This window comes from Reyranella sp. (genome assembly GCF_004297265.1).
Lineage (GTDB): Bacteria > Pseudomonadota > Alphaproteobacteria > Reyranellales > Reyranellaceae > Reyranella.
On sequence record NZ_SCUT01000039.1, the window covers coordinates 60,342 to 80,159 of the forward strand.

General features: G+C 65.5%; 23 protein-coding genes. 5 read left to right on the forward strand and 18 right to left on the reverse strand.

Annotation, left to right across the window (positions count from 1 at the left end):
* Positions 1-14: 14 nt before the first annotated feature.
* From EPO41_RS16735 to EPO41_RS16745, 3 genes are read right to left on the reverse strand one after another with little or no spacing between them, the layout of a single operon-like run.
* Positions 15-707 carry a DUF899 domain-containing protein gene (locus tag EPO41_RS16735; RefSeq protein WP_296327114.1) on the reverse strand — a complete coding sequence of 231 codons (693 nt, stop codon included), beginning with the start codon at positions 705-707 and terminating at the stop codon, positions 15-17.
* Positions 704-1,168 (reverse strand): SRPBCC domain-containing protein, encoded by a 465-nt coding sequence (locus EPO41_RS16740; RefSeq protein WP_296327116.1) that lies wholly within the window; start codon positions 1,166-1,168, stop codon positions 704-706. The genes EPO41_RS16735 and EPO41_RS16740 overlap by 4 nt, the downstream gene beginning before the upstream one ends.
* The gene (locus EPO41_RS16745) at positions 1,146-1,511 is read right to left on the reverse strand and encodes a metalloregulator ArsR/SmtB family transcription factor (protein WP_296327118.1); all 366 of its coding nucleotides are present in this window, start codon (positions 1,509-1,511) and stop codon (positions 1,146-1,148) included. Before EPO41_RS16745 ends, EPO41_RS16740 begins: the two co-directional genes overlap by 23 nt.
* A gap of 150 nt (positions 1,512-1,661) precedes the next feature.
* On the opposite strand from EPO41_RS16745, the gene EPO41_RS16750 reads away from it, so the two are divergent.
* Complete coding sequence (locus EPO41_RS16750) at positions 1,662-2,435, forward strand: thioesterase family protein (RefSeq protein ID WP_296327119.1); 774 nt, start codon at positions 1,662-1,664, stop codon at positions 2,433-2,435.
* Here EPO41_RS16750 and cysS read toward each other — a convergent pair whose 3' ends face one another.
* Positions 2,436-3,767: a cysteine--tRNA ligase gene (gene cysS / locus EPO41_RS16755; protein ID WP_296327121.1), complete on the reverse strand. Its 1,332-nt coding sequence runs from the start codon at positions 3,765-3,767 to the stop codon at positions 2,436-2,438.
* 284 nt (positions 3,768-4,051) lie between these two features.
* Here cysS and EPO41_RS16760 point away from each other — a divergent pair, with 284 nt between their 5' ends.
* Together EPO41_RS16760 and EPO41_RS16765 are read left to right on the forward strand one after the other, a co-directional pair.
* Complete coding sequence (locus EPO41_RS16760; protein WP_296327123.1) at positions 4,052-4,768, forward strand: dienelactone hydrolase family protein; 717 nt, start codon at positions 4,052-4,054, stop codon at positions 4,766-4,768.
* Positions 4,769-4,794: 26 nt separating this feature from the next.
* Complete coding sequence (locus EPO41_RS16765) at positions 4,795-5,769, forward strand: tripartite tricarboxylate transporter substrate binding protein (protein WP_296327125.1); 975 nt, start codon at positions 4,795-4,797, stop codon at positions 5,767-5,769.
* A gap of 9 nt (positions 5,770-5,778) precedes the next feature.
* On the opposite strand, the gene EPO41_RS16770 is transcribed toward EPO41_RS16765, so the two are convergent.
* The 3 genes from EPO41_RS16770 to EPO41_RS16780 all read right to left on the reverse strand — a co-directional run bounded on the left by EPO41_RS16770 (position 5,779) and on the right by EPO41_RS16780 (position 8,602).
* On the reverse strand, positions 5,779-6,216 hold the full coding sequence (locus EPO41_RS16770) for a hypothetical protein (RefSeq protein WP_296327126.1): 438 nt from the start codon (positions 6,214-6,216) through the stop codon (positions 5,779-5,781).
* A gap of 9 nt (positions 6,217-6,225) precedes the next feature.
* Positions 6,226-6,837 carry a hypothetical protein gene (locus tag EPO41_RS16775; protein ID WP_296327127.1) on the reverse strand — a complete coding sequence of 204 codons (612 nt, stop codon included), beginning with the start codon at positions 6,835-6,837 and terminating at the stop codon, positions 6,226-6,228.
* A 76-nt stretch (positions 6,838-6,913) separates the two neighbouring features.
* The gene (locus EPO41_RS16780) at positions 6,914-8,602 is read right to left on the reverse strand and encodes a long-chain-fatty-acid--CoA ligase (protein ID WP_296327128.1); all 1,689 of its coding nucleotides are present in this window, start codon (positions 8,600-8,602) and stop codon (positions 6,914-6,916) included.
* 295 nt (positions 8,603-8,897) lie between these two features.
* Between EPO41_RS16780 and EPO41_RS16785 the strand changes: the two genes are divergently transcribed.
* Positions 8,898-9,674, forward strand: a complete 777-nt coding sequence (locus EPO41_RS16785) for an alpha/beta fold hydrolase (RefSeq protein WP_296327129.1) — start codon at positions 8,898-8,900, stop codon at positions 9,672-9,674.
* A 108-nt stretch (positions 9,675-9,782) separates the two neighbouring features.
* Here the strand turns inward: EPO41_RS16785 and phaP are convergent, their stop codons facing one another.
* Together phaP and EPO41_RS16795 are read right to left on the reverse strand one after the other, a co-directional pair.
* Complete coding sequence (phaP, locus tag EPO41_RS16790; protein WP_296327131.1) at positions 9,783-10,208, reverse strand: TIGR01841 family phasin; 426 nt, start codon at positions 10,206-10,208, stop codon at positions 9,783-9,785.
* Positions 10,209-10,224: 16 nt separating this feature from the next.
* On the reverse strand, positions 10,225-11,496 hold the full coding sequence (locus tag EPO41_RS16795) for a DUF445 family protein (RefSeq protein ID WP_296327132.1): 1,272 nt from the start codon (positions 11,494-11,496) through the stop codon (positions 10,225-10,227).
* A gap of 171 nt (positions 11,497-11,667) precedes the next feature.
* On the opposite strand from EPO41_RS16795, the gene EPO41_RS16800 reads away from it, so the two are divergent.
* The gene (locus tag EPO41_RS16800; RefSeq protein WP_296327133.1) at positions 11,668-12,558 is read left to right on the forward strand and encodes an NAD(P)-dependent oxidoreductase; all 891 of its coding nucleotides are present in this window, start codon (positions 11,668-11,670) and stop codon (positions 12,556-12,558) included.
* On the opposite strand, the gene EPO41_RS16805 is transcribed toward EPO41_RS16800, so the two are convergent.
* From EPO41_RS16805 to EPO41_RS16845, 9 genes are all read right to left on the reverse strand, one after another.
* Positions 12,555-13,157 carry an alpha/beta hydrolase gene (locus EPO41_RS16805; protein ID WP_296327135.1) on the reverse strand — a complete coding sequence of 201 codons (603 nt, stop codon included), beginning with the start codon at positions 13,155-13,157 and terminating at the stop codon, positions 12,555-12,557. The two genes, EPO41_RS16800 and EPO41_RS16805, sit on opposite strands and share 4 nt — an antisense overlap.
* Before the next feature lie 2 nt (positions 13,158-13,159).
* Positions 13,160-13,807 (reverse strand): glutathione S-transferase family protein, encoded by a 648-nt coding sequence (locus EPO41_RS16810; RefSeq protein ID WP_296327137.1) that lies wholly within the window; start codon positions 13,805-13,807, stop codon positions 13,160-13,162.
* Positions 13,808-13,833: 26 nt separating this feature from the next.
* Positions 13,834-15,093, reverse strand: coding sequence for an Nramp family divalent metal transporter (locus EPO41_RS16815; protein WP_296327138.1), 1,260 nt, complete (start codon positions 15,091-15,093; stop codon positions 13,834-13,836).
* Between the two features lie 64 nt (positions 15,094-15,157).
* Positions 15,158-15,952, reverse strand: a complete 795-nt coding sequence (locus EPO41_RS16820) for a phosphodiesterase (RefSeq protein ID WP_296327170.1) — start codon at positions 15,950-15,952, stop codon at positions 15,158-15,160.
* The gene (locus EPO41_RS16825) at positions 15,952-16,323 is read right to left on the reverse strand and encodes a hypothetical protein (protein ID WP_296327139.1); all 372 of its coding nucleotides are present in this window, start codon (positions 16,321-16,323) and stop codon (positions 15,952-15,954) included. The genes EPO41_RS16820 and EPO41_RS16825 overlap by 1 nt, the downstream gene beginning before the upstream one ends.
* 16 nt (positions 16,324-16,339) lie before the next feature.
* Positions 16,340-17,995 (reverse strand): NAD+ synthase, encoded by a 1,656-nt coding sequence (locus EPO41_RS16830; RefSeq protein WP_296327141.1) that lies wholly within the window; start codon positions 17,993-17,995, stop codon positions 16,340-16,342.
* 9 nt (positions 17,996-18,004) lie between these two features.
* On the reverse strand, positions 18,005-18,775 hold the full coding sequence (locus EPO41_RS16835; protein WP_296327171.1) for a gamma-glutamyl-gamma-aminobutyrate hydrolase family protein: 771 nt from the start codon (positions 18,773-18,775) through the stop codon (positions 18,005-18,007).
* Between the two features lie 318 nt (positions 18,776-19,093).
* The gene (locus EPO41_RS16840) at positions 19,094-19,402 is read right to left on the reverse strand and encodes a hypothetical protein (RefSeq protein WP_296327142.1); all 309 of its coding nucleotides are present in this window, start codon (positions 19,400-19,402) and stop codon (positions 19,094-19,096) included.
* 20 nt (positions 19,403-19,422) lie between these two features.
* Positions 19,423-19,809, reverse strand: a complete 387-nt coding sequence (locus EPO41_RS16845; protein ID WP_296327143.1) for a RidA family protein — start codon at positions 19,807-19,809, stop codon at positions 19,423-19,425.
* Between the last annotated feature and the right edge of the window lie 9 nt (positions 19,810-19,818).

The window sequence follows — 19,818 nt, forward strand, 5'->3', positions numbered from 1 at the left end:
CTACCTTGCCTTTCTCAATACTGGTCGTGGCGCTTCACCCAGCTCATCGTGAAGGGAAGCCCCGACTCGTCTCGGCCCTTCGACGTCAGATCCAGCAGATGGTAAGCGCCGTTCAGCATGTCAACGCCGCGGGCGTAGGTCGAATAGGTGTGATAGATCGAGCCGTCATCGTCGCGGCGGAAGGCGCTGAAACCAGGCATTTCTCCCGGGCCGACCTTCATCGTCCCGAAATTGTAGTCCATCCCGTCTTCGCCGGGCCGCGAGCTCACCCGGTAGTCGAAGTTGAAGTCGCTCTCGCCCGACGATACCCAGCGAAAGGTCCAGCCCATCCGCCGGCGATAGGCGTCGAGCTTGGCCAGCGGTGCACGTGAGACGGCGACCAGCGCCGTGTCGCGATGGGCGAGATGCACGTCGATGCCGTTGAAGTTGTCGGCCCAGAAGGAGCAGCTCTTGCAGGCCTCGCTCCAGTCCGGGCCGAACATGAGATGATAGACCAGGAGCTGGCTGCGGTCGCCGAACAGATCGGCCAGCGCGACACGTCCCTCCGGCGCCCCGAAGGCATAGTCCTTCTCGAGCTTCTCCCAGGGCAGCGCGCGGCGCTGGCGAGACAGCTCGTCCCGCAACCGGGTGAATTCCTTTTCCTTCGCGAGGAAGTCGCGGCTGGCAGCGAGCCACTCCTCGTGGGAGACAACGGGATGAGCGGTCATGCCGTCCTCCCGAGAAAGGCGGCGAGCTTGTCGAAGCTGCCGACCCAGCCCTCCTGGTGGCAAGCGAAGTCTTCGGCATCCGCAAACGGACCGTGGATCAGGGTGAGTTCCGTGCGATCGCCCAGGGCGCGCAACTCGACCCTCACCGTCGTCTCATGGCCGCGCGTGCGCGCGAAGTCACCATCGGCATGGTGCGCCCAGGTGAAGACCAGCCGCTCGGGCCGGGCGACCTCGAGATAGACGCCCGACGAGGCAAAGACGCCGCGGTCGTTGCGTCCATCGATACGCCAGGCGCCGCCGCGCCTCGCGTCGACCTCGCACAGCGTGATCTCCACGCCGGGCGGGCACATCCACCGGACGAACTGGTCGCGGTTCACCCAGGCGTCGAACACCCTTTCGCGCGGGGCGTCGAAGATCCGGCTGAGGTGCAGGGTGCTGTTATCGAGTCTTGCGTCGGGCATCTGACTTTCCTTTCGTCGGCTTGGGATCGGTTTCGGTACTTTTCAGGAACGCATCGAGCCGGTCGAAGCTCGCCTCCCAGAACTTGCGGTAGTGATCGATCCAGTCAGCCGCCGAGCGCAGCCCCTCGCCGCGCAGCTCGCAGCGGCGCCACTGTCCCTCGGTGTGGCGCTCGATCAAGCCAGCCTCCGTCAGCACCTTGAGATGGCGCGACACGGCGGGCAGCGACATGTCGAACGGCTCGGCCAGCTCGCCGACAGTGGCGCCGCCGCTGGCAAGCTGCGCGAGGATGGCGCGTCGCGTCGGATCCGCGAGGGCCGAGAAGGTCTGGGAGAGAGCATCCATATTTAACCAATATGTTAAATACGGAAGTTCGTCAATCCATTACCTGACGCGTCGTCGCCCGATGAAATTCCTGCGCGCATGATCTCGGACTGGTTTGCAGCCGACCGCGCCGGCCCGTAAGAAAGCGCGCCCTACAGGGAGCTTGTGCGTATGGAGTCGATCTACCGCGTCGAAGGCGCCACCGCCGAGACCAGCGCTTTTGCCGGCGGTCCGTGGAGCCCGAAACTGCAGCATGGCGCGGCGCCCTCGTCGCTGATCTGCTGGGCTGTCGAACGGCTGCCGTCGCCAGTGCCCATGCGCGTCGCGCGTCTCACTGTGGACCTGATGCGGCCCGTGCCGGTGGCCCCGCTTACGGTCGAGACCGAAATCGTCCGCGAGGGCCGCAAGATCCAGCTCGTGTCGTTGCGGCTGCTCGCCGATGGCGCCGAGGTCGTGCGGGCCAGCGCGCTGCGCATCCGTATCGATCCGAAGGACATGCCGGCGATCGCCAACGGGCCGCCGGCGGAACTTCCAATGCCGGAGGACTGCCGCCCGCCCGACTTCTTCGCGACCGAGACGCCGTTCCTCAAGGGCATCGAGATGCGTACCGCCAAGGGCGGCTTCCGCATCCCCGGCCCGGCTGCCGTCTGGTATCGCGCGACCCGCCCCATCGTGGAGAAGGCGGAGATATCGCCGCTGATGCGGGCGGTCATCGCGGCCGATTTCTGCAACGGCACCTCATCGGTCTTCGACATGAACGAGTGGACGTTCATCAACGCCGACCTCACCGTCAGCCTCGGCCGCGAGCCGGCCGGAGAATGGGTGCTGCTCGACGCGGAGACCTGGATCGGCCCGGACTCGGTCGGCATCGCCGCCGCTCGGCTCGCCGACCGGCAGGGCTATTTCGGCCGCGCCGTGCAGAGCATCATCTTCGAGAAGCGCTGATCAACCGCGCTTCCAGGTCGTTCCCTTCGGCCCGTCCTCGAGGATCACGCCCCTCGCCTTGAGGTCGTCGCGGATGCGGTCGGACTCCTTGAAGTCCTTGGCCTTGCGCGCGGCCTGACGGGCCACGATGGCGGCGTCGATCTCGGCGTCCGAAGGACCATCCGCGGCCGCAGCCGGCGTCCAGCGGAACCAGACCTCGGGATCCTGCCGCAGGAGGCCGAGCGCCGACGCGCCCGCCTTCAGCTCCGACGGATCGCGCAACTGGTGCAGGGCGCTGATGGCAAGCGGCGTGTTGAGGTCGTCCGACAGCGCGTCCTCGACTTCGGCCCGGATCGATTTCTCTTCCAGCGCCTTGCCGCGCAGCAGCCCGTACCAGCGGTCGAGCGTGCCCTTGGCCTGGGCGAGACCCTCGTGCGTGAAGTCGAGCGGCTGGCGATACTGCGCCGACAGCAGCAGGAGCCGGATCACCTCGCCGGGATACTGGTCGAGCAGCTCGTGCACCGTGAAGAAGTTGCCGAGCGACTTGCTCATCTTCTCGCCGGAGATGTTCAGGAAGCCGTTGTGCATCCAGTACTTCGCCATGATGGCGTGACCGAAGGCGCTGCGACTCTGCGCGATCTCATTCTCATGGTGCGGGAAGATAAGGTCGAGCCCACCGGCATGGATGTCGAAGGTCTCGCCGAGATGGGCAGCACTCATGGCCGAGCACTCGATATGCCAGCCCGGACGACCGCGGCCCCAAGGGCTTGGCCAGCCCGCCTGAGCGTCGGTGGAAGGCTTCCACAGAACGAAGTCGGCGGGGTCCTTCTTGTAGGGGGCCACCTCGACCCGGGCGCCGGCGATCAGCTCGTCATGCGAACGTCGCGACAGCCGGCCATAGTCCGCCATGCTGGGCACGTCGAACAGCACATGGCCCTCGGCGGCGTAGGCATGGCCACGCGCGACCAGGCGCTCGATCAACGCGATCATCTCGCTCACATACTTCGTGGCGCGCGGCTCGACGTCCGGCGACAGCGCCTCTAGGCGGCTCATGTCGCTCTGGTAGGCGGCGGCCGTGCGCTCCGTCAGTGTGTCGATCGACTCCCTGTTCTCGGCAGCGCGCACCATGATCTTGTCGTCGATGTCCGTGATGTTGCGGACATAGGTGACGCGCGGATAGCGCCGCTTCAGCAGCCGGTAGAGAACGTCGAAGATGACGACCGGCCGCGCATTGCCGATGTGGACATAGTCATAGACCGTGGGGCCGCAGACATAGAGGCGCACGTGCGATGGATCGAGCGGCACGAACAGCTCTTTTTCGCGCGACAGCGTGTTGTATACGACGAGGGACATCGCCCCTTCTCCCGACTCAGATACGAACGAAGGCTACTGCGGCCCGCCGGGCCTCAGGCCTCGATACATCGCGCGGTGCGCGCGCCGGGAAGAAAGAATTGCGACATGGTGGCAATCTATACGATGGGTTCCTGCCGCGCAATTCAGGCCCCGTGGCAACGCTTCCTCAGGCTTAGCACCCATGAAGCCGTTCGGTGGCCATGGCGGCGACCTGGGGCGGCGGGTCGTTGGCGTGTCAGGCCGGCTCCGCTAGTCTCCGGTCCTATCGGAGGAAACAAACCAACATGCGCACCGAGGATATCGAGTATCGGGCCGACGGCGTCCGCCTGGTCGGACAGTATGTGGTCGACGACAGCAGGCCCGGCCGCCGCGCCGGGGTACTGGTCTGCCACGAGGGGCCGGGCCTCACCGACCACACGAAGAGGATCGCCGCACGCCTCGCAGGCCTGGGCTACGCCGCCTTCGCGATGGACTATCACGGCGACGGCAAGCCGCTCGCCGATCCCAGCCAGACGATGGCACGGCTGCAGCCCTGGATGGCCGATCCGACCGGCATCCGCACCCGCGCGCTGGCAGCGCTCGACGTACTGAAGGGCCGAAAGGAAGTCGATCCGGCGCGCCTCGCGGCCATCGGATACTGCTTCGGCGGCACGACTGCGCTCGAGATCGCGCGCAGCGGCGCCGATGTGAAGGCGGTCGTCGGCTTCCATTCCGGCCTTGCAACCGCAAGGCCGCAGGATGCGGTGAACATCAAGGCCCGGGTGCTGGTCTGCATCGGCGCCGACGATCCGATCATCCCGCCCGAGCAGCGGCTGGCCTTCGAGACGGAAATGAAGTCCGCCAGCATCGACTGGCGGCTGCAGCTCTATGGCGGCGCCGGGCACAGCTTCACCAATCCGGCTGCGGATTCGCGCGGCATGAAGGGCTTCTTCTATCATGAGGCCACCGATCGCCGGTCATGGAACGCCATGATCGAGCTGTTCGGCGAGACCCTGAACTAGAACCGAAGAACAAGGGAGGAAGAAAGATGAAACGTCGCCAACTGATCGTGGCGTGTGCCGCGGCGCTTGCCGCGCCGTCGATCGCCCGCGCGCAGGGCAAGTTTCCCGAGCGCACGATCCGCTTCGTCATTCCGTTCGCGCCGGGTGGGCCCACGGACATCATCGGCCGCATGGCCGCCGACAAGCTCACCGCGATCCTTGGCCAGCAGGTCATCGTCGACAACAAGGCGGGGGCAGCCGGCTCGATCGGCGCGGTCGACGTCAAGAATGCCAGGCCCGACGGCTACACACTGCTCTGCGCGCCCTCCTCCACTCACGCCATCAACCCGACGGCCTTCGTGAAGCCGGCCTACGATGCGGTGAAGGATTTCACGCCGATCTCCTCCATCTGCGTGAACCCGCTGGTGCTGGTGGCCCGGCCCGATATGCCCGACACCGTGATGGGCCTGGTCGAGCTGATGAAGAAGAACCCCGGCAAATATTCCTACGGTTCCTCGGGCGCCGGCTCGATCATCAATCTCGCCGGCGAATACTTCAAGCGCGAGGTCGGCGGCATGGATGTCGAGCACATCCCCTACAAGGGCTCGATGCCGGCGCTGCAGGACATGATGGGCGGCCAGACCGCCTGGATGTTCGAGACCTTCAGCACGACGCTCCAGCTCCACAAGGCCGGCAAGGTCCGCATCCTTGCCTACGCCTATTCGAGGCGGGCGCCGATCGCGCCTGAAATCCCGACCATGATCGAGGCCGGCGTGAAGGGCTACGAAGCCTACACGTTCAACCTGATCCTGGGTCCCGCCAACGTGCCGACGCTGGTGGTCGACGTGCTGGACCAGGCCTCCCGCCGGATGATGAAGGACCCTGCCACCATCAAGTTTCTGGAGGACATCGCCGCCGTCCCGACGACCGACACCTCGCCCGAAGTCACGGCGAAGTTCATCAAGGACGAGATCGCGAAATGGGCGCCGGTCATTCGCGAAGCCGGCGTAAAGATCGAGTAGCGGACCCTCTTACCGGTAGCCGGCCGGCGGCGGCACGTTGCCGGGCGCCGGCGCAATCGGCGCCTGCTGCGGCATCTGGGCTGGCGTCGGCACGTTCATGGCGCCCGGGCCCATTCCCACGCCTGAACCCGCCCCTTCGCTGGGCGAGGCGACGCGACCCGGCGCATCCGCCCCGATATTGCTAATGTAGTAGCCGGCGACGGCGTTCGAGTTGTCGCCCGCGGTCTTTGCCGGGACGTCAATCATGCCGATCCTGGCGCCGCTCTTGTCGATCCGGTAGCCTTCCGGATCGAGTTGGAAGCCTTCGTTGTCGACACGAACGCCGCCGGGCTGGGCCCGGTAGGCCGGGGGCGGCGTCGTCTCACTGTAGAGGGGCTGGGGCAGCGGATCGCAGGCGGCGAGCATCGATACGCCGAGCGTCGCGGCCATAATACGTCTCGCAGCCATCAAACCCCCTCATCGTACGGTCGACTGCGGGCTGATAATGTTGCCGTAGCGGTCGAGCCTGTTTCCCTGCCCATCATAGCGGAAACCATACTCGTCACGGAAGGCCTCAACACCGGCCGGCGGGGTCGGCTGGTAGGCGACCGGCGGGGGGCTGCTGTAGGTGGTGGTCGAAACCGTCGTAGCCGGCCCGTAATAGGTCGGGGCGGCCGGAGCCGTCGTGTAGTAGGTGGTTGTCGAGTACGGGGCGGACGGCGTGGGAACTGTGGTCACGTAGGCTTGGTCGCGGTAGCGGCGGGCATCGATTTCACGTCCCACGCAGCGGTCGTACGCCGTGGTGCCGGGTGTCAGGCCGTAGGAATAGCAGGCGTTGCGGGCATCGGTGTCGAGGTTCGCGACGGTATAGCTCACAGGCACGCGGCCCTGGGCGCGCGCGGCGGCCTCGCGAGAAACGCAGCGATTGTAGCTGTCGGTGCCCGGACGGAACCCATAGTCCATACAGGCCCGATCGGAACTGCTGACCGCATATGGCGTGCTGGCCGTGCGGGTTTCGTAGGTCGTGCTACTGCAGGCGGCGGCCAGCAGGCCGAGTGTCGCCGCGGCCGCAAGCTTGGGGGCGTTCATCGAGGGTTCCTCCTCCGGGAAAATTCCTGGACAGAGAACGTGGAACATGGCCGGGGGTTGCAGGTTCCTGCCCGGCTCACGCAGCCTTCTTGACCGCCCCGTCCCTGAGCTCACGCCGCAGGATCTTGCCGACATTGGTCTTGGGCAACTCGGCCCGGAACTCGATGTACTTCGGCCGCTTGTAGCCGGTCAGCTCGTCATGACAGTAAGCCGCAAGAGCCTCCTTGGTGAGATTGGGATCCCTTTTCACCACGAACAGCATCACCGCTTCGCCGGAGTTCGCATCGGGGACACCGACCACCGCGCATTCGAGCACGCCAGGATGGGCCGAGACGACCTCCTCGACCTCGTTGGGATAGACGTTGAAGCCCGAGACCAGGATCATGTCCTTCTTGCGATCCACGATCTTCGTGTAGCCGCGTTCGTCCATGATGCCGATGTCGCCCGACTTGAAGAACCCGTCCGGCGTCATGACCTTCGCAGTCTCTTCCGGCTTCTGCCAGTAGTCCCGCATGACCTGCGGCCCGCGGATCGCGATCTCGCCGCGCTCTCCCAGCACCACGTCATTGCCGGCATCGTCGAGGATGCGGATCTCAACGTTGGGCAATGGCAGTCCGATCGTGCCGGTATAGGCCTCCGAGTCCGTGGGATTGCAGGTGACGCCGGCCGACGTCTCGCTGAGACCGTAGCCCTCGCAGATCGGACAGCCGGTAACGGCGAGCCACTTCTTCGCAACGGCCTCCTGCACCGCCGTGCCGCCGCCGTTCGAAATGACCAGCTCGGAGAAGTCGAGCTTTGCGAACTCCGCGTTGTTGGCGAGCCCGTTGAACAGAGTGTTCACGGCCGGGAAGATGTTGATCTTGTATTTGGCTAGATCCTTGATCGTGCCAGCCAGATCGCGCGGATTGGGAATGAGGATGTTGAGCGCACCAGTGCGCATGCCGAGCAGGCCGCAGGTCACAAACGCGAACACGTGATAAAGCGGCAAGGCGCAGACGATGGTGATCTGCCCGCTGATCTTCTTGCGATGCAGGCCAGGCTGCATCCAGGCTTCCGAAGCCAGCAAGTTGGCGACCAGCGTGCGATGGAGCAGGGTCGCGCCCTTCGAGATGCCGGTCGTACCGCCCGTGTACTGCAGCACCGCGACATCGCCGGGTCCAAGTTGAGGCTTGGTGAGCGTCAGACGCCTGCCCGTACTCACGGCGTCGTTGAATTTCACATGGCCCGGCAGCGACCAGGCCGGCACCATCTTGCGCACCGTGCGGACGACGAAGTTGACGATCAGGCCCTTGGGAAATCCCAGCAGATCGCCCATCGAGGCGACCACGACATGCTTGATGCCGATCTCCGCGATGACGTGCTGCAACGTCGTCGCGAAATTCTCAAGGATGATGATGGCTTCGGCGCCGGAGTCCTTCAGCTGATGCTCGAGCTCGCGGGCCGTGTAGAGCGGGTTGACGTTGACGGCGATGAAGCCCGCCCGCAGCACGGCGGCGACGGCCACCGGATACTGCAGCACGTTCGGCATCATGATAGCGACGCGCGCGCCGCGCTTCAGGCCCCGGCCCTGCAGCCACGCTCCCAGAGCAGTCGACAGGGAGTCGATCTCGCCGAAGGTGAGCGCCTTGCCCATGCAGACATAGGCTTGCTTGTCGCGATGCTTCGAGAAGCTTTCCTCGAACAAGGAGACCACGCTGGCATAGGCCGACGGATCGATGTCCGCCGGCACGCCCGGCGGATAGCTCTTGAGCCAGAAGCGGTCCACGTCGTTCCTCCCGAGAACTCGTTGCCCCACTATAGCGTCGGCTCACGAAAAAAGGCCCGTCCTCGTGGATGGACCTTCGATCGAAGAAGGTCTGGCGTCTTAGGCCGCAGTCTTGGTGAACTTCTCGACGCGCTCCCGGACAGGATGGACGACATCGTCGGCCGATTTGCGGACGAACGCTCGAACGCCTCGAGAGGCGACTTGGCGGCCAGGAAACCGCGCATGGCGGCGAAGCCGGCGCCTACCGCCCCTTTCCGATATGTGAGACTCTTGCCTCAACGAACAAGGAGCCCCAATGACGGCTGTCGCCGATGCCCTGAGTCCTCCCTCGCGGACGCTGCTGTTCCTCGAAGCGCGTGCCCTGCAGGAGTTCGGAGCTTTCATGCTGCTGCGGCCGTGGCTCTCCGCCGCGCCCCGCGGTGACGGCCATCCCGTCCTCGTGCTGCCCGGCCTGCTGGCCAGTGATCTCTCCACCCGGCCGCTGCGCTCCTTCCTCAACGCGCAGGGCTATGCCGCGCACGGCTGGAAACAGGGGCCCAACCTCGGCCTCCGCGCAGGGATCGAGGAGGGCATGCTGGAGCGGCTCGAAGAGCTTTACGAACGCTACGGCCATCGCAGGATCAGCCTGGTCGGCTGGAGCCTGGGCGGCATCTATGCCCGCCAGCTCGCCAAGCGGGTGCCCGACAAGGTGCGCTCGGTGATCAGCCTCGGCAGCCCCTTCGCCGGCAACCCCAAGGCGACCAACGCCTGGCGCGTCTATGAACTGGCCTCGGGCCAGAGCGTCGAGGATCGCGACGACCATATCGCCGGCCCCCTCGCCGAGCCGCCGCCGGTCCCGACTACCTCGGTGTTCAGCCGCACCGACGGGATCTGTGCCTGGCAGACCTGCATCAACGAGGAGGGCGAGCAGGTCGAGAACATCGAGGTCTATGGCAGCCACTGCGGCCTCGGCCACCATCCGGCGGCCGTCTATGCCGTCGCCGACCGCCTCGCCCAGCCCGAAGGCCAGTGGAAGACGTTCGATCGCTCCGGCTGGAAGGGCCTCGTCTTCCCGGATTGGCGTCGGGGTTAGTCCCGGTCGCCTCGACCGGAGCACCGAAGGTGCAGAGTGGAGTTTACCCCGAGGTACTCGAGGGGCGAAGCCGCGGTCGAGACGACGGATGTGTTTTGGTCGCCCGCTCTACGACTTCTTCTCGACGCCGGCGCGAATCTCCTCGTAGGACTCCTTCATCCGGTCCTGCACGATCTTGAACGCCTCGGTGCTCGACTTCTGCACCAGTTCGGCGATGTCCTTGGTGTTGGCGATCGCGGCTTCCATCGCCTTCTTGGCGAATTCGGCTTGCTTGGTCATCATTTCCTGCGGGTTGCCGCCGGGCTTGTAGGACTGCACCATCTCCGTGACGTCCTTCACGGCGGCCTCGAAGATCTCGCGCTGCTTCGTGGCGATCTCGCTGGCGCCGCCGGCCATCGCCTGCCAGGAGCGCGCCATCGCGTCGAGATTTTTCTGATGGTGCTCCATCATCTTCGACATGTCGAAGGCTGGCACCTTCAACTGCTCGCCAAGCTTCTTGAACATGTCGTTAAAGGGTTGTGTCGCATCGGCCATATGAACCTCCTGTGCGTTACAGGTGCAGCTTCAACCCCTGCTCCAGCGCATGCAAGGCCAAACCGGCGAGCCCGCCGATCATGGCACCATTGAAACGGATATATTGCAGGTCGCGCCCGACCGTCAGCTCGATGCGGCCGATCAGCACGTCGATATCCCACGACTTCACCTGATCGGCGATGAACCGCCCGACGCCGCTCTTCTGGCTCTGCACGAAATCTGCAAGGACCCGCACCATGCCGCGGTTGATCTGGGCGCGGATCGCCGGGTCGCGTGCAAGCTGGCCGCCGACATCGACCAGCATGGCTTCGAGCTGCCGGCGGACCTGGCTGTCCCCGGCACGGGAATCCTGGTCGAGGAAAGACCGGATGCTGTCCCACGCGCCTTCCGCCATGGTCGCGATCTCCGGCCGCGCCAACAGGTCGCGCTTCAGGCTTTCGGCCCGTCGCGCGAAGGACTTGGACGTACGCAACCGCTCTATGAACCCTGTAACGAAACTGTCGAATTCCTGTCTCAGGGGATGGCCCCTGTCGGCGCGCGCATCCTTGATGAAGGCCGTGGTCGAGGCCACGATCTTGCGCAACAGATAGGCGTCGGCGCGATAGAGATTGAAAAGCGCCGGCAGCTCCTGCCGGATCTTCTCGCGCATCGCCGCCAACGTCTCCTCGTTGGCCAGCACCTTTTCCAGCGCCACCAGCAGTTCGTCGAGCAAGCGCTGATGGCGCCCCTTCTCGGTGACGGCGCTCAACAGGCCGGCCGCCAACGGCGCCAGTTCGATCCGCTCCAGCTCTGCCTTGCCGCGCTGCCCGAGGAATCCCTTGAGCCCGGACTGGTCGACCGCGGAGAGGGCCTGCGGCACCATCCGCAACATGAATCCTGCCAACGCCGCGCTACGCTCGCGATGGCTCAACCAGTCCGCCACGAGCGCCGCGAAGTCGACTTCGCGCAGGCGCGCCTCGACCGGCTCGGGTGCCAGGAAGTTGGTTTCGATGAACTCACCCAGGTTCTCGGCGATGCGATGATGGTTGCGCGGCACGATCGCGGTGTGCGGGATCGGCAGGCCGAGCGGCCGGCGGAACAGTGCCACGACGGCATACCAGTCGGCCAGCCCGCCCACTGTCGCCGCCGCCGCGAAGGCCGCGACATAGCCCCAGGCCCAGTGAACCGGCTCGTAGTGCCGCGCCACGACGAACAGCCCCGCGGTTGCCACCAGCAGCAGCATCGCCACGAGCTTGACCCGCCGCAGGGACCGGGCGCGCTCGGCGTCGCGGTTCAAAGGCTCGCCCACACGCCCTCCTTCAAAATGTCATCCAGCTGGTATCACCACGGCCAAACGCGACCGGCAGGGAGCAGTTTCGCGCCATGACGCGTCATTCCTGCCCGTGCCCCTGTCCCCGTGGCAAGAGGCTGATGTTTCTGTCTTATACTCGCGTCACCATTTTCCCGGGAGGAAGAAGCCATGAAGGTCGGTTATATCGGTGTCGGAAACATGGGCGGCCCCATGTGCCGCAACCTCATCAAGCGCAGCAATCACTCGGTCACAGTCTTCGACCTGAACCCCGATGCGGTGAAAACCTGCACCGACCTGGGCGCAACGGCCGGCAAGTCCATCGCCGACGTGACCAGGGGCGCCGACATTGTCATGACGTCGCTCCCCATGCCGCGCGACGTCGAGGCCGTCACGCTGGGCGAGGACGGCATTCTGGCGAATGCCGCCAAGGGCCAGACCTACATCGACCTCAGCACCAATGCGCCCTCGATGGTGAAGAAGATCGGCGCGGCCATGGCCGCCAAGGGCATCGCCATGCTCGACGCGCCGGTGAGCGGCGGTACTGTAGGCGCCGAGGCCGCGACCATCGCCATCATGGTGGGCGGCGACAAGAAGGTGTTCGACGACGCCCTGCCGGTACTGCAGTCGTTCAGCGCCAACGTGATCCACATGGGCGAGCTCGGCACCGGCACCGTCGCCAAGCTCGTGAACAACATGATGGCCTTCTGCAACGCTGCGGCCGCCGCCGAAGGGCTGATGCTGGGCGTCACGGCGGGACTCGATCCACAGAAGCTCGTCCAGGTGATCTCGAGCTCGAGCGGCAATTCGTCGGTATTCAAGTCGTTCTCGGAGCGCGCCCTCTCCGGCAAGTTCTCGCCACCGTCCTTCGCCCTCAACCTTGCGCACAAGGACCTGCACCTGGCGATGGAACTGGCGGACGAACTGGACGTGCCGCTGCCGCAGGGTTCGGCGACGCACAACCTGCAGCGCATGGCTCGCCGCATGGGCCTCGGCAACAACGACAGCTCGGCGATCCTGCAGGTCTACGAGTCGGTGCTGAAAAAGACTGTCAAGCCTTAGGACAGATGCCTGGCGATCAGGCGCGCGACGTGGTCGGCATGCGTGCTGGCTACGTCGTGATCGCCGCCGGGCACGATCTCCAGATGCGCGTTCGGCAGGCGTGATGCGAGATGACGGCCGACTGCGATGGGACTGATTGCATCCCTGTCGCCCCAGATCAGCAGGGTGGGCGCCGCGATCATCTCGACCGGCAGCGGTGCCGAACTGCGGATATCGGTGATCCACTCCACGGCCTTCGGGAACGACCTGCGATAATCCGCACGCCAGTCCGACGCACCCAATCCGGCCATGTCGACGCCCCCCGAAGTCACGCAGAGGACCAGCCGGCGCACCAGCTCGGGATGCTCCAGCGCGATCTGCGCCGCCAGCACGCCGCCCATCGACTGCGCAACGAGGTCGACCGGACCGTCCATATTGGCCGTGACCAGCCGCTTCAGGTCGTCGAGGCTACGGATCGCCGGATCGTGCGGCTGGTCGCCGAGGCCGGGCCAGCCGAAATGCTCCTTGGGCCAGTCCGCCGGCAGGGCCGCAGCGACCGCCTTCCAGAAGTGTGGCGATCCGCCGGCGCCGGGCAGGAACAGGATCCTGGTTGTCGTCATGATCAGAGCCCGAGCTTGCTCGTGAAGGGTGGCAGGGTGCGCCCGATCGACAGGAGGTACCGTCCCATCGCGCCCGCAACCTGACGCACCGCCGGACGCGCACTCATGCGGTCACGCCATGCATGAAGGCGGGTCAGGTCCGCTGCAACCGGCGCGCCCATCCGCTCGCCGAAGAGCTGCGCCATGTAGAAGGCGATGTCGGCATAGCTGTAGGCGCCGGCGATCCACTCCTGCCCGCCGATCGTGCGATCCATCTCTTCGTAGAAGCGCGCCGCCGCATCGTGGGCGCCCGGCGCCCTGGCGTCGCTCATCAGCCGGATGATGTGCGGGAAATAGACCTCATCGGACTTGTGCTCCAGCAGCCGCGCCCGGGCACGCGCCCTCGGTTCCGACGGCCACAGCGCGGGATCGTGCTTCAGTGATTCCAGGTACTCGAAGATCTGCGTCGAATCGAACAGTTCCAGGTCGCCGTCGATCAGCACCGGCACCTGGCGCTTGGGATTGATCCGCACGACCTCGGGATGCTTGGGCTCGTAGAGCGTCTTCATCTCGAAGGGCACCATTTCGAGTTCGAACGCGAAGCCCTTCTCGCGAAGGGCGATGTCGGCCTTGGCGCCGAACATGCTGAGGGGACCGGAATAGAGCTTCATGAATCCCCTTTACGGCGCGGTGATTTCTACATCAACACGAACATTCCGACGGCAGCGGTTGCCATCAATGCCAGCGTCAGCCAGCCCAGCACGCGCTGCCAGAGGGTCGCCGTGAACTCGCCCATGATCTCACGGCGGGACGCCACGATCATCATGGCGGCGATGATCGGCACCACGATCACGCCGTTCAGTACGGCGCTCCAGAGCAGCGCCTTTATCGGATCGATCGGCAGCAGCACGACGCCGAGCCCCGCCAGAATTGCCGCCGCGATGGTGATGTAGAAGGGCCGCTCCTCACCGAACTCGTGCTCGAGTCCGATCCGCCAGCCCCGGACCTCGCCCAGCGCGTAAGCTGCCGAACTCGCGAGCACCGGAACGGCAAGCAGGCCCGTGCCGATGATTCCGAGACTGAACAGCAGGAAGGCGGCGTCGCCCGCGATCGGCCTCAGCGCTTCGGCAGCCTGCTGCGTGGTCTCGATTTCCGTCTTGCCGTTGGCGTTGAGGGTGGCCGCCGTCGTCAGGATGATGAAGAAGGCGACCAGGTTCGACACCGCCATCCCGATGCCCGTCTCCCAGCCGATTCGTGTCAGCTCGCGCGGCGCCTGCTCGGGATTTTCGGTGAGAGGCCCCGCCTCGGCATCGCCCTCCTCCTCCTCGACTTCCTGCGAACTCTGCCAGAAGAAGAGATAGGGGCTGATCGTGGTGCCCAGCACCGCGACGACCAGCATCAGCGTATCCTTGTCCAAGGCGAATTTCGGCACCAGCGCACCGAACCCGACGGCGCGCCAGTCGATGTTCGCGGTGAAAACGACACCGACATAGGCGAACAGGGAAAATGTCAGGTACTTCAGGAAGCCGACGTAGCGGCTGTATGGAATGAACACGATCGCCAGAGCCGAGGCGATCGCGAACAGGAATGTGAAGATCACCTGCCCGCCGCCCACGAGCATCGCCACCGCCGCCCCCATGGCCGCGAGATCGGCGCCGATGTTGATGGTGTTCGCCACGAAGAGCAGAAGGACGATGCCCAGCACGACCGGCCGCGGAAAGGCCCGGCACATGTTGGCGGCCAGGCCGCGGCCCGTGACGCGGCCGATGCGCGCACTGACCGATTGAACCGCGACCATCAGCGGCCAGGTCAGCACCACCGTCCAGAGAAGTCCGAAGCCCGCGTGGGCGCCCGCCTGGGAGTAGGTCGCGATGCCGCTCGGATCGTCGTCGGCGGCGCCGGTGATCACGCCGGGACCAAGCCTCTTGACCAGTCCCTGTGTGTTGGTTGCAACCATCTTGCCTCCGAAACGGATAAACGCCGTGCGAGTTCCAACACTCGATCAACAGCGGCCGCGATCGTCAGCGGAAGGGACGCGGCCCTTCGTAGGAGCCGACATAGCTCAGATGAGTGACGAGGCTGGCGCCCGGCCGCCAGAGATGCAGGGCCACGCCCGGCGGATCCATGGTCATCGAGAGGCTGGCGCCGTCGCGCAGATCCAGCGTGGCCTGATGGGCCGTGCTGGGCGCAATCGATGCCATCGTGCCGGCCCAGCGGACCTGGATCGGCCGGTGGACGTGGCCGCACAGTACGCGTTCGATGTTGCCGTGCGCCCTGACCAGTGCTTCCAGCCGCTCCCCACCTTCGAGCAGGCGCGCGGCATCGAGCGCCTCCATTCCGACGTCGAAGGGCGGGTGATGCATGAAGAGCAGCGTCGTGCGGTCGCTCTCACCCAGCCGGGCCTCGAGCCAGTCCAGCCGCTCGCTGCACAGCGCGCCGTGGCCCTTGCCCTCGACCAGTGTATCGAGGGCGATCAGACGCAGCGGCCGGTCGTCCAGGACGTATTGCAGGAAACCGGCCCTGGGCAAATAGGCATGTTCCGGAAACGCTTCTCGAAGCGCGTCCCGCGCATCGTGGTTGCCGGGGATCAGGTAGAAGGGGATCTCCAGTCTCGATAGCAGGCGCTTCAGGTTTGCGTATTCCGCGGGCGCTCCCTTGTCGACAAGATCGCCCGTCACCAGGGCGATGTCGGGCCGCGGATCGAGCCCGTTCACATGCGCCACCGCCCGCTCGAGAAAGCCCTGTGTATCGATGCGGCCGTAGAGCAGTTCGCCTTCGCGCTTAACATGCGGGTCCGAGATCTGGACGATCAGCATCACGAAGCATCCTTCAGGTGAAAGGGCAACGTCGCCAGTTCGGGCGCGAGATCCTTGACCTCGTCGAAGAACACGATGAAGTGACGCGCGACGAGGCGTTGCAGATCGCCACCAGGCTGGTCATCGCCGTCCGCCGTCGTCATCTCCATGCCGTCCCTCGTCCGCACCCACAGGAGCGCGTTTCGCGGCGCATCCGGCAGCTCCGCGAAGCTCAGCAGGCCGAAGGCGACGGCCTGCCGGCGTCTCGCATGGTGGGCAAGCGCGTTGTCCTTCGTGATGTCGCACAGCGCGAAGGCCAGCCTGCCCTGCGTGCCGTCGGGCAGCGTCACGTCATATTCGCGCGTCGCCAGGCGTCCGAGATCGTCGCTCACGTCGAAACTCCCGCGCCTATCCTCTGAACCCGTTCACGATCGGATATCTGCGCTCGCGGCTGATATTGCGAGAGGTGATTTTGACGCCCGGCGGCGCCTGCCGGCGCTTGTACTCGGCGCCTTCAAGGAGGCGCCAGACGCGATCCACGGTCGCGGGATCGTGACCTTCTTTCGCCAATGCCGTCGTGTCGAGATCGCGCTCGATCAGGCCCTTTAGGATGGCGTCGAGCACGCCATATGGCGGCAGCGAGTCGGAGTCCTTCTGGTCGGGGCGCAATTCGGCCGAGGGCGGCTTGTCGATGATGCGCGTCGGGATCACCATGCCCGCTCGCCCCAGCGCCCCGACCGGCAGGTGTTCGTTGCGCCAGCGGCAGAGCTCGAAGACAGTTGTCTTGTAGACGTCCTTCAGCACGTTGAAGCCGCCGCACATGTCGCCGTACAGGGTGGCGTAACCGACAGCCATCTCCGACTTGTTGCCTGTCGTCACCACCATGCCGCCCAGCTTGTTCGACACCGCCATCAGGGTGACACCGCGGGCGCGGCTCTGGATGTTCTCCTCGGTCACGTCCTCGGCTCTGTTACCGAACAGCGGAGTCAGCATGCTCCGGAACGCCTCCATCGCCGGTCCGATATCGACGATGTCGTAGCGCACGCCGATCGACCGCGCGCAGGCCTCGGCGTCTTCCAGCGATTCGCGACTCGTATAGGGCGACGGCATCATGATCGCGTGCACGCGATCGGGGCCCAGCGCATCGGCCGCCACCGCCGCCGTGATCGCCGAATCGACGCCCCCTGACAGGCCTATGATCACCGAGGGGAAGCCGGTCTTGTTCACATAGTCGCGCAAGCCCAGCACCATCGCCTGATAGATCGATTCGAGCCGGTCCAGCTCGCGCGCGATCGGACCGGGCTGGCACTCCCAACCGCCGGCGCCGCGCCGGAACTCGATCGTCGCGACCTGCTCGGCAAAGGAAGCGAGCTTGGCCTTGAGCGAGCGGTCGGCGCCCAGCGCGAAGGAGGCGCCGTCATAGACGACCTCGTCCTGTCCGCCGACCTGGTTGAGATAGACGAAGGGCAGGCCGCTCTCGATCACGCGCTTGACGCCGAGCTGCACACGCACATCGGTCTTGCCGGCCTCGTAGGGCGACCCGTTGGGCACCAGCAGGATCTCGCCGCCGGTCTCGGCGATGCACTCGACGACATCGGGCGTCCAGACATCCTCGCAGATCGGCACGCCGATCCGGATGCCGCGGAAGACGAGCGGCCCGGGCATCGGTCCGGGCGAGAAGACGCGCTTGTCGTCGAATACGCCATAGTTCGGCAGGTCGACCTTGTAGCGTTTGCCGACGATCTCGCCTTTGTCGAGCGCGACGATGGCGTTGTAGAGCTTGCCGTCCTCGCGCCACGGCGTCGTGACGAACAGGGCCGGGCCGCCGTCGCGCGTATCGGCGCGCAGCGCCTCGACCGCATCCTCACAGGTCTGCTGGAAGGCGGGTTTGAGGACGAGGTCCTCGGGGAAATAGCCCGCCAGCACCATTTCGGAGAAGAGCACCAGATCGGCGCCCTGCTTCGCCGCTTCCGCTCGCGCGGCCCGCACCTTGGCGAGGTTGCCCGCCACGTCGCCGACCTTGGGATTGAGCTGCGCCAATCCGACCTTGAGTGTGTCCGTCATCGCACTGCCTCAGGAGGAGCGCATGCGCTCGCGGAGAGCGTCACCGAACGCCTGGAACAGGGCGCGGTTGATCGGATTGGTCTGCGGGTCGTATTCGGCATGCCACTGAACGCCGACCGCAAAGGCGGGCGCGTCGCTGATGCAGATGGCCTCGATCGTGCCGTCCTCCGCGACGCCTTCAATGGCGACGCGCTTGCCGGGATCGAGGATGCCCTGGCCATGCAGCGAGTTCACACGAATGCACTCGCAGCCGAGCAGCTGGGCGAAATAGCCATCCTTCACGAGCTGCACCTCGTGCCGGTCGGCAAACACCACGGTAGGATCGGGATGGACTTCGCCATTCTCCAGCCGCGGCATGCGATGGTTCATGCGCCCTGGAATCTCGCGGATCTCGGGATGCAGTGAGCCGCCGAACGCGACGTTCATTTCCTGGAAGCCGCGGCAGATGCCGAAGATCGGCACGCCACGCTCGACACAAGCCTCGATCAACGACAAAGCCATCGCATCGCGCTCCTGGTCGTACGGCTCGTGGCTGGGATGCGGTTCGGCCCCGAAGCGGGTCGGATGGACGTTGGCGCGGGCGCCGGTGAGCAGGATTCCGTCGACCGCGCCCAGCAGTGCCTCGATGTCGGTGATGTCGGGCGTGCCGGCGAACATCAGCGGCAGCGCCCCGGCGACGTCCGCGACCGCCCGCATGTTGCGCTGCCCCACGAGCTGGACGTTGTGACGGTCGTTGATCACGCCTGAATTGCCGATCACCCCGACCACGGGTTTCTTGATACTGGGAACCAACACGTGCCTGCCTGGACTTCGAAGAAACAATAATGGCACCGCATCCACCGGCGGGCGAGTCCGCCGTCGCGAAACGCCGTTGACAGCCGGGCCCGCCGGTGCGTGAATCGAAATGTCACGTTCAGCAGGGAGGTTTTGATGAATCCACCCAAGCAACGTGCCGCAGTGATTGTCGAGGCAATCGTTCGGGCATCGGCATAGCGGCAGACGCGAACAGCACGGCGGGAGCGGTCCCTGCGGGTCGCATCAGTTGGGCATGACCCCAATTCGGCCGCTCCCGACGTTCCTTCAGCTCCCCAACCCGATTCACTGAAACGGCGGCACGTCGCGCCGCAGGTCGCCGCTGGCCCGACTGAAATAGAGCGTCAGGCGCCCGCTGAGGTCCTTGCCGCGAGCCGATACATTGCCAGGAAGTTCCGTTTTCAAACCGCGCACGCCCAGTTCCGCCACCAGCTCCTGCAGCCGTTCGGCGGGAACCTCGAACTGGAGGACGGCCATCGCGTCGGAGAGCAGCGAGTGGCCCGAGACCCAGCCACCCGCGCGCGTAATCGCCTCCGATGCCGCATTCACGCTCGCATGAAAGGCGTCCCGCGCGACGGCTTCGAGGCGAAGCAATGCTCCCTCCCCTCAGTCTGCTATTTTGCCGCCACCACTTCGACCTCGACCAGCATCGAGGGATCGGCGAGACCGGCCACCACCAGCAGGGTGGATGCGGGATAGGGCTCCTGTCCGACATACTTGCCGCGCGCCTCGCGGAAGGCCGGGATGAACCGGCTGTCGGTCAGGAACACGGTGAGCTTGACGATGTCGCGGAACTCCATGCCGCCGGCCTTCAGCACCTCGCCGATATTCTTCCAGACCTGCTCGCTCTGCGCCTCGATGCCGTCCTGCAGCTTGCCCGCAGAATCCACGCCGACCTGGCCGGACACATAGAGCACGCGCGCCTCCGGAGGTACCTCGACACCGAGGCTGTATTTGCCGGCGACGGAGACGGACTTCGGATTGTGGAACTTGATGGCCATGGCGGACCC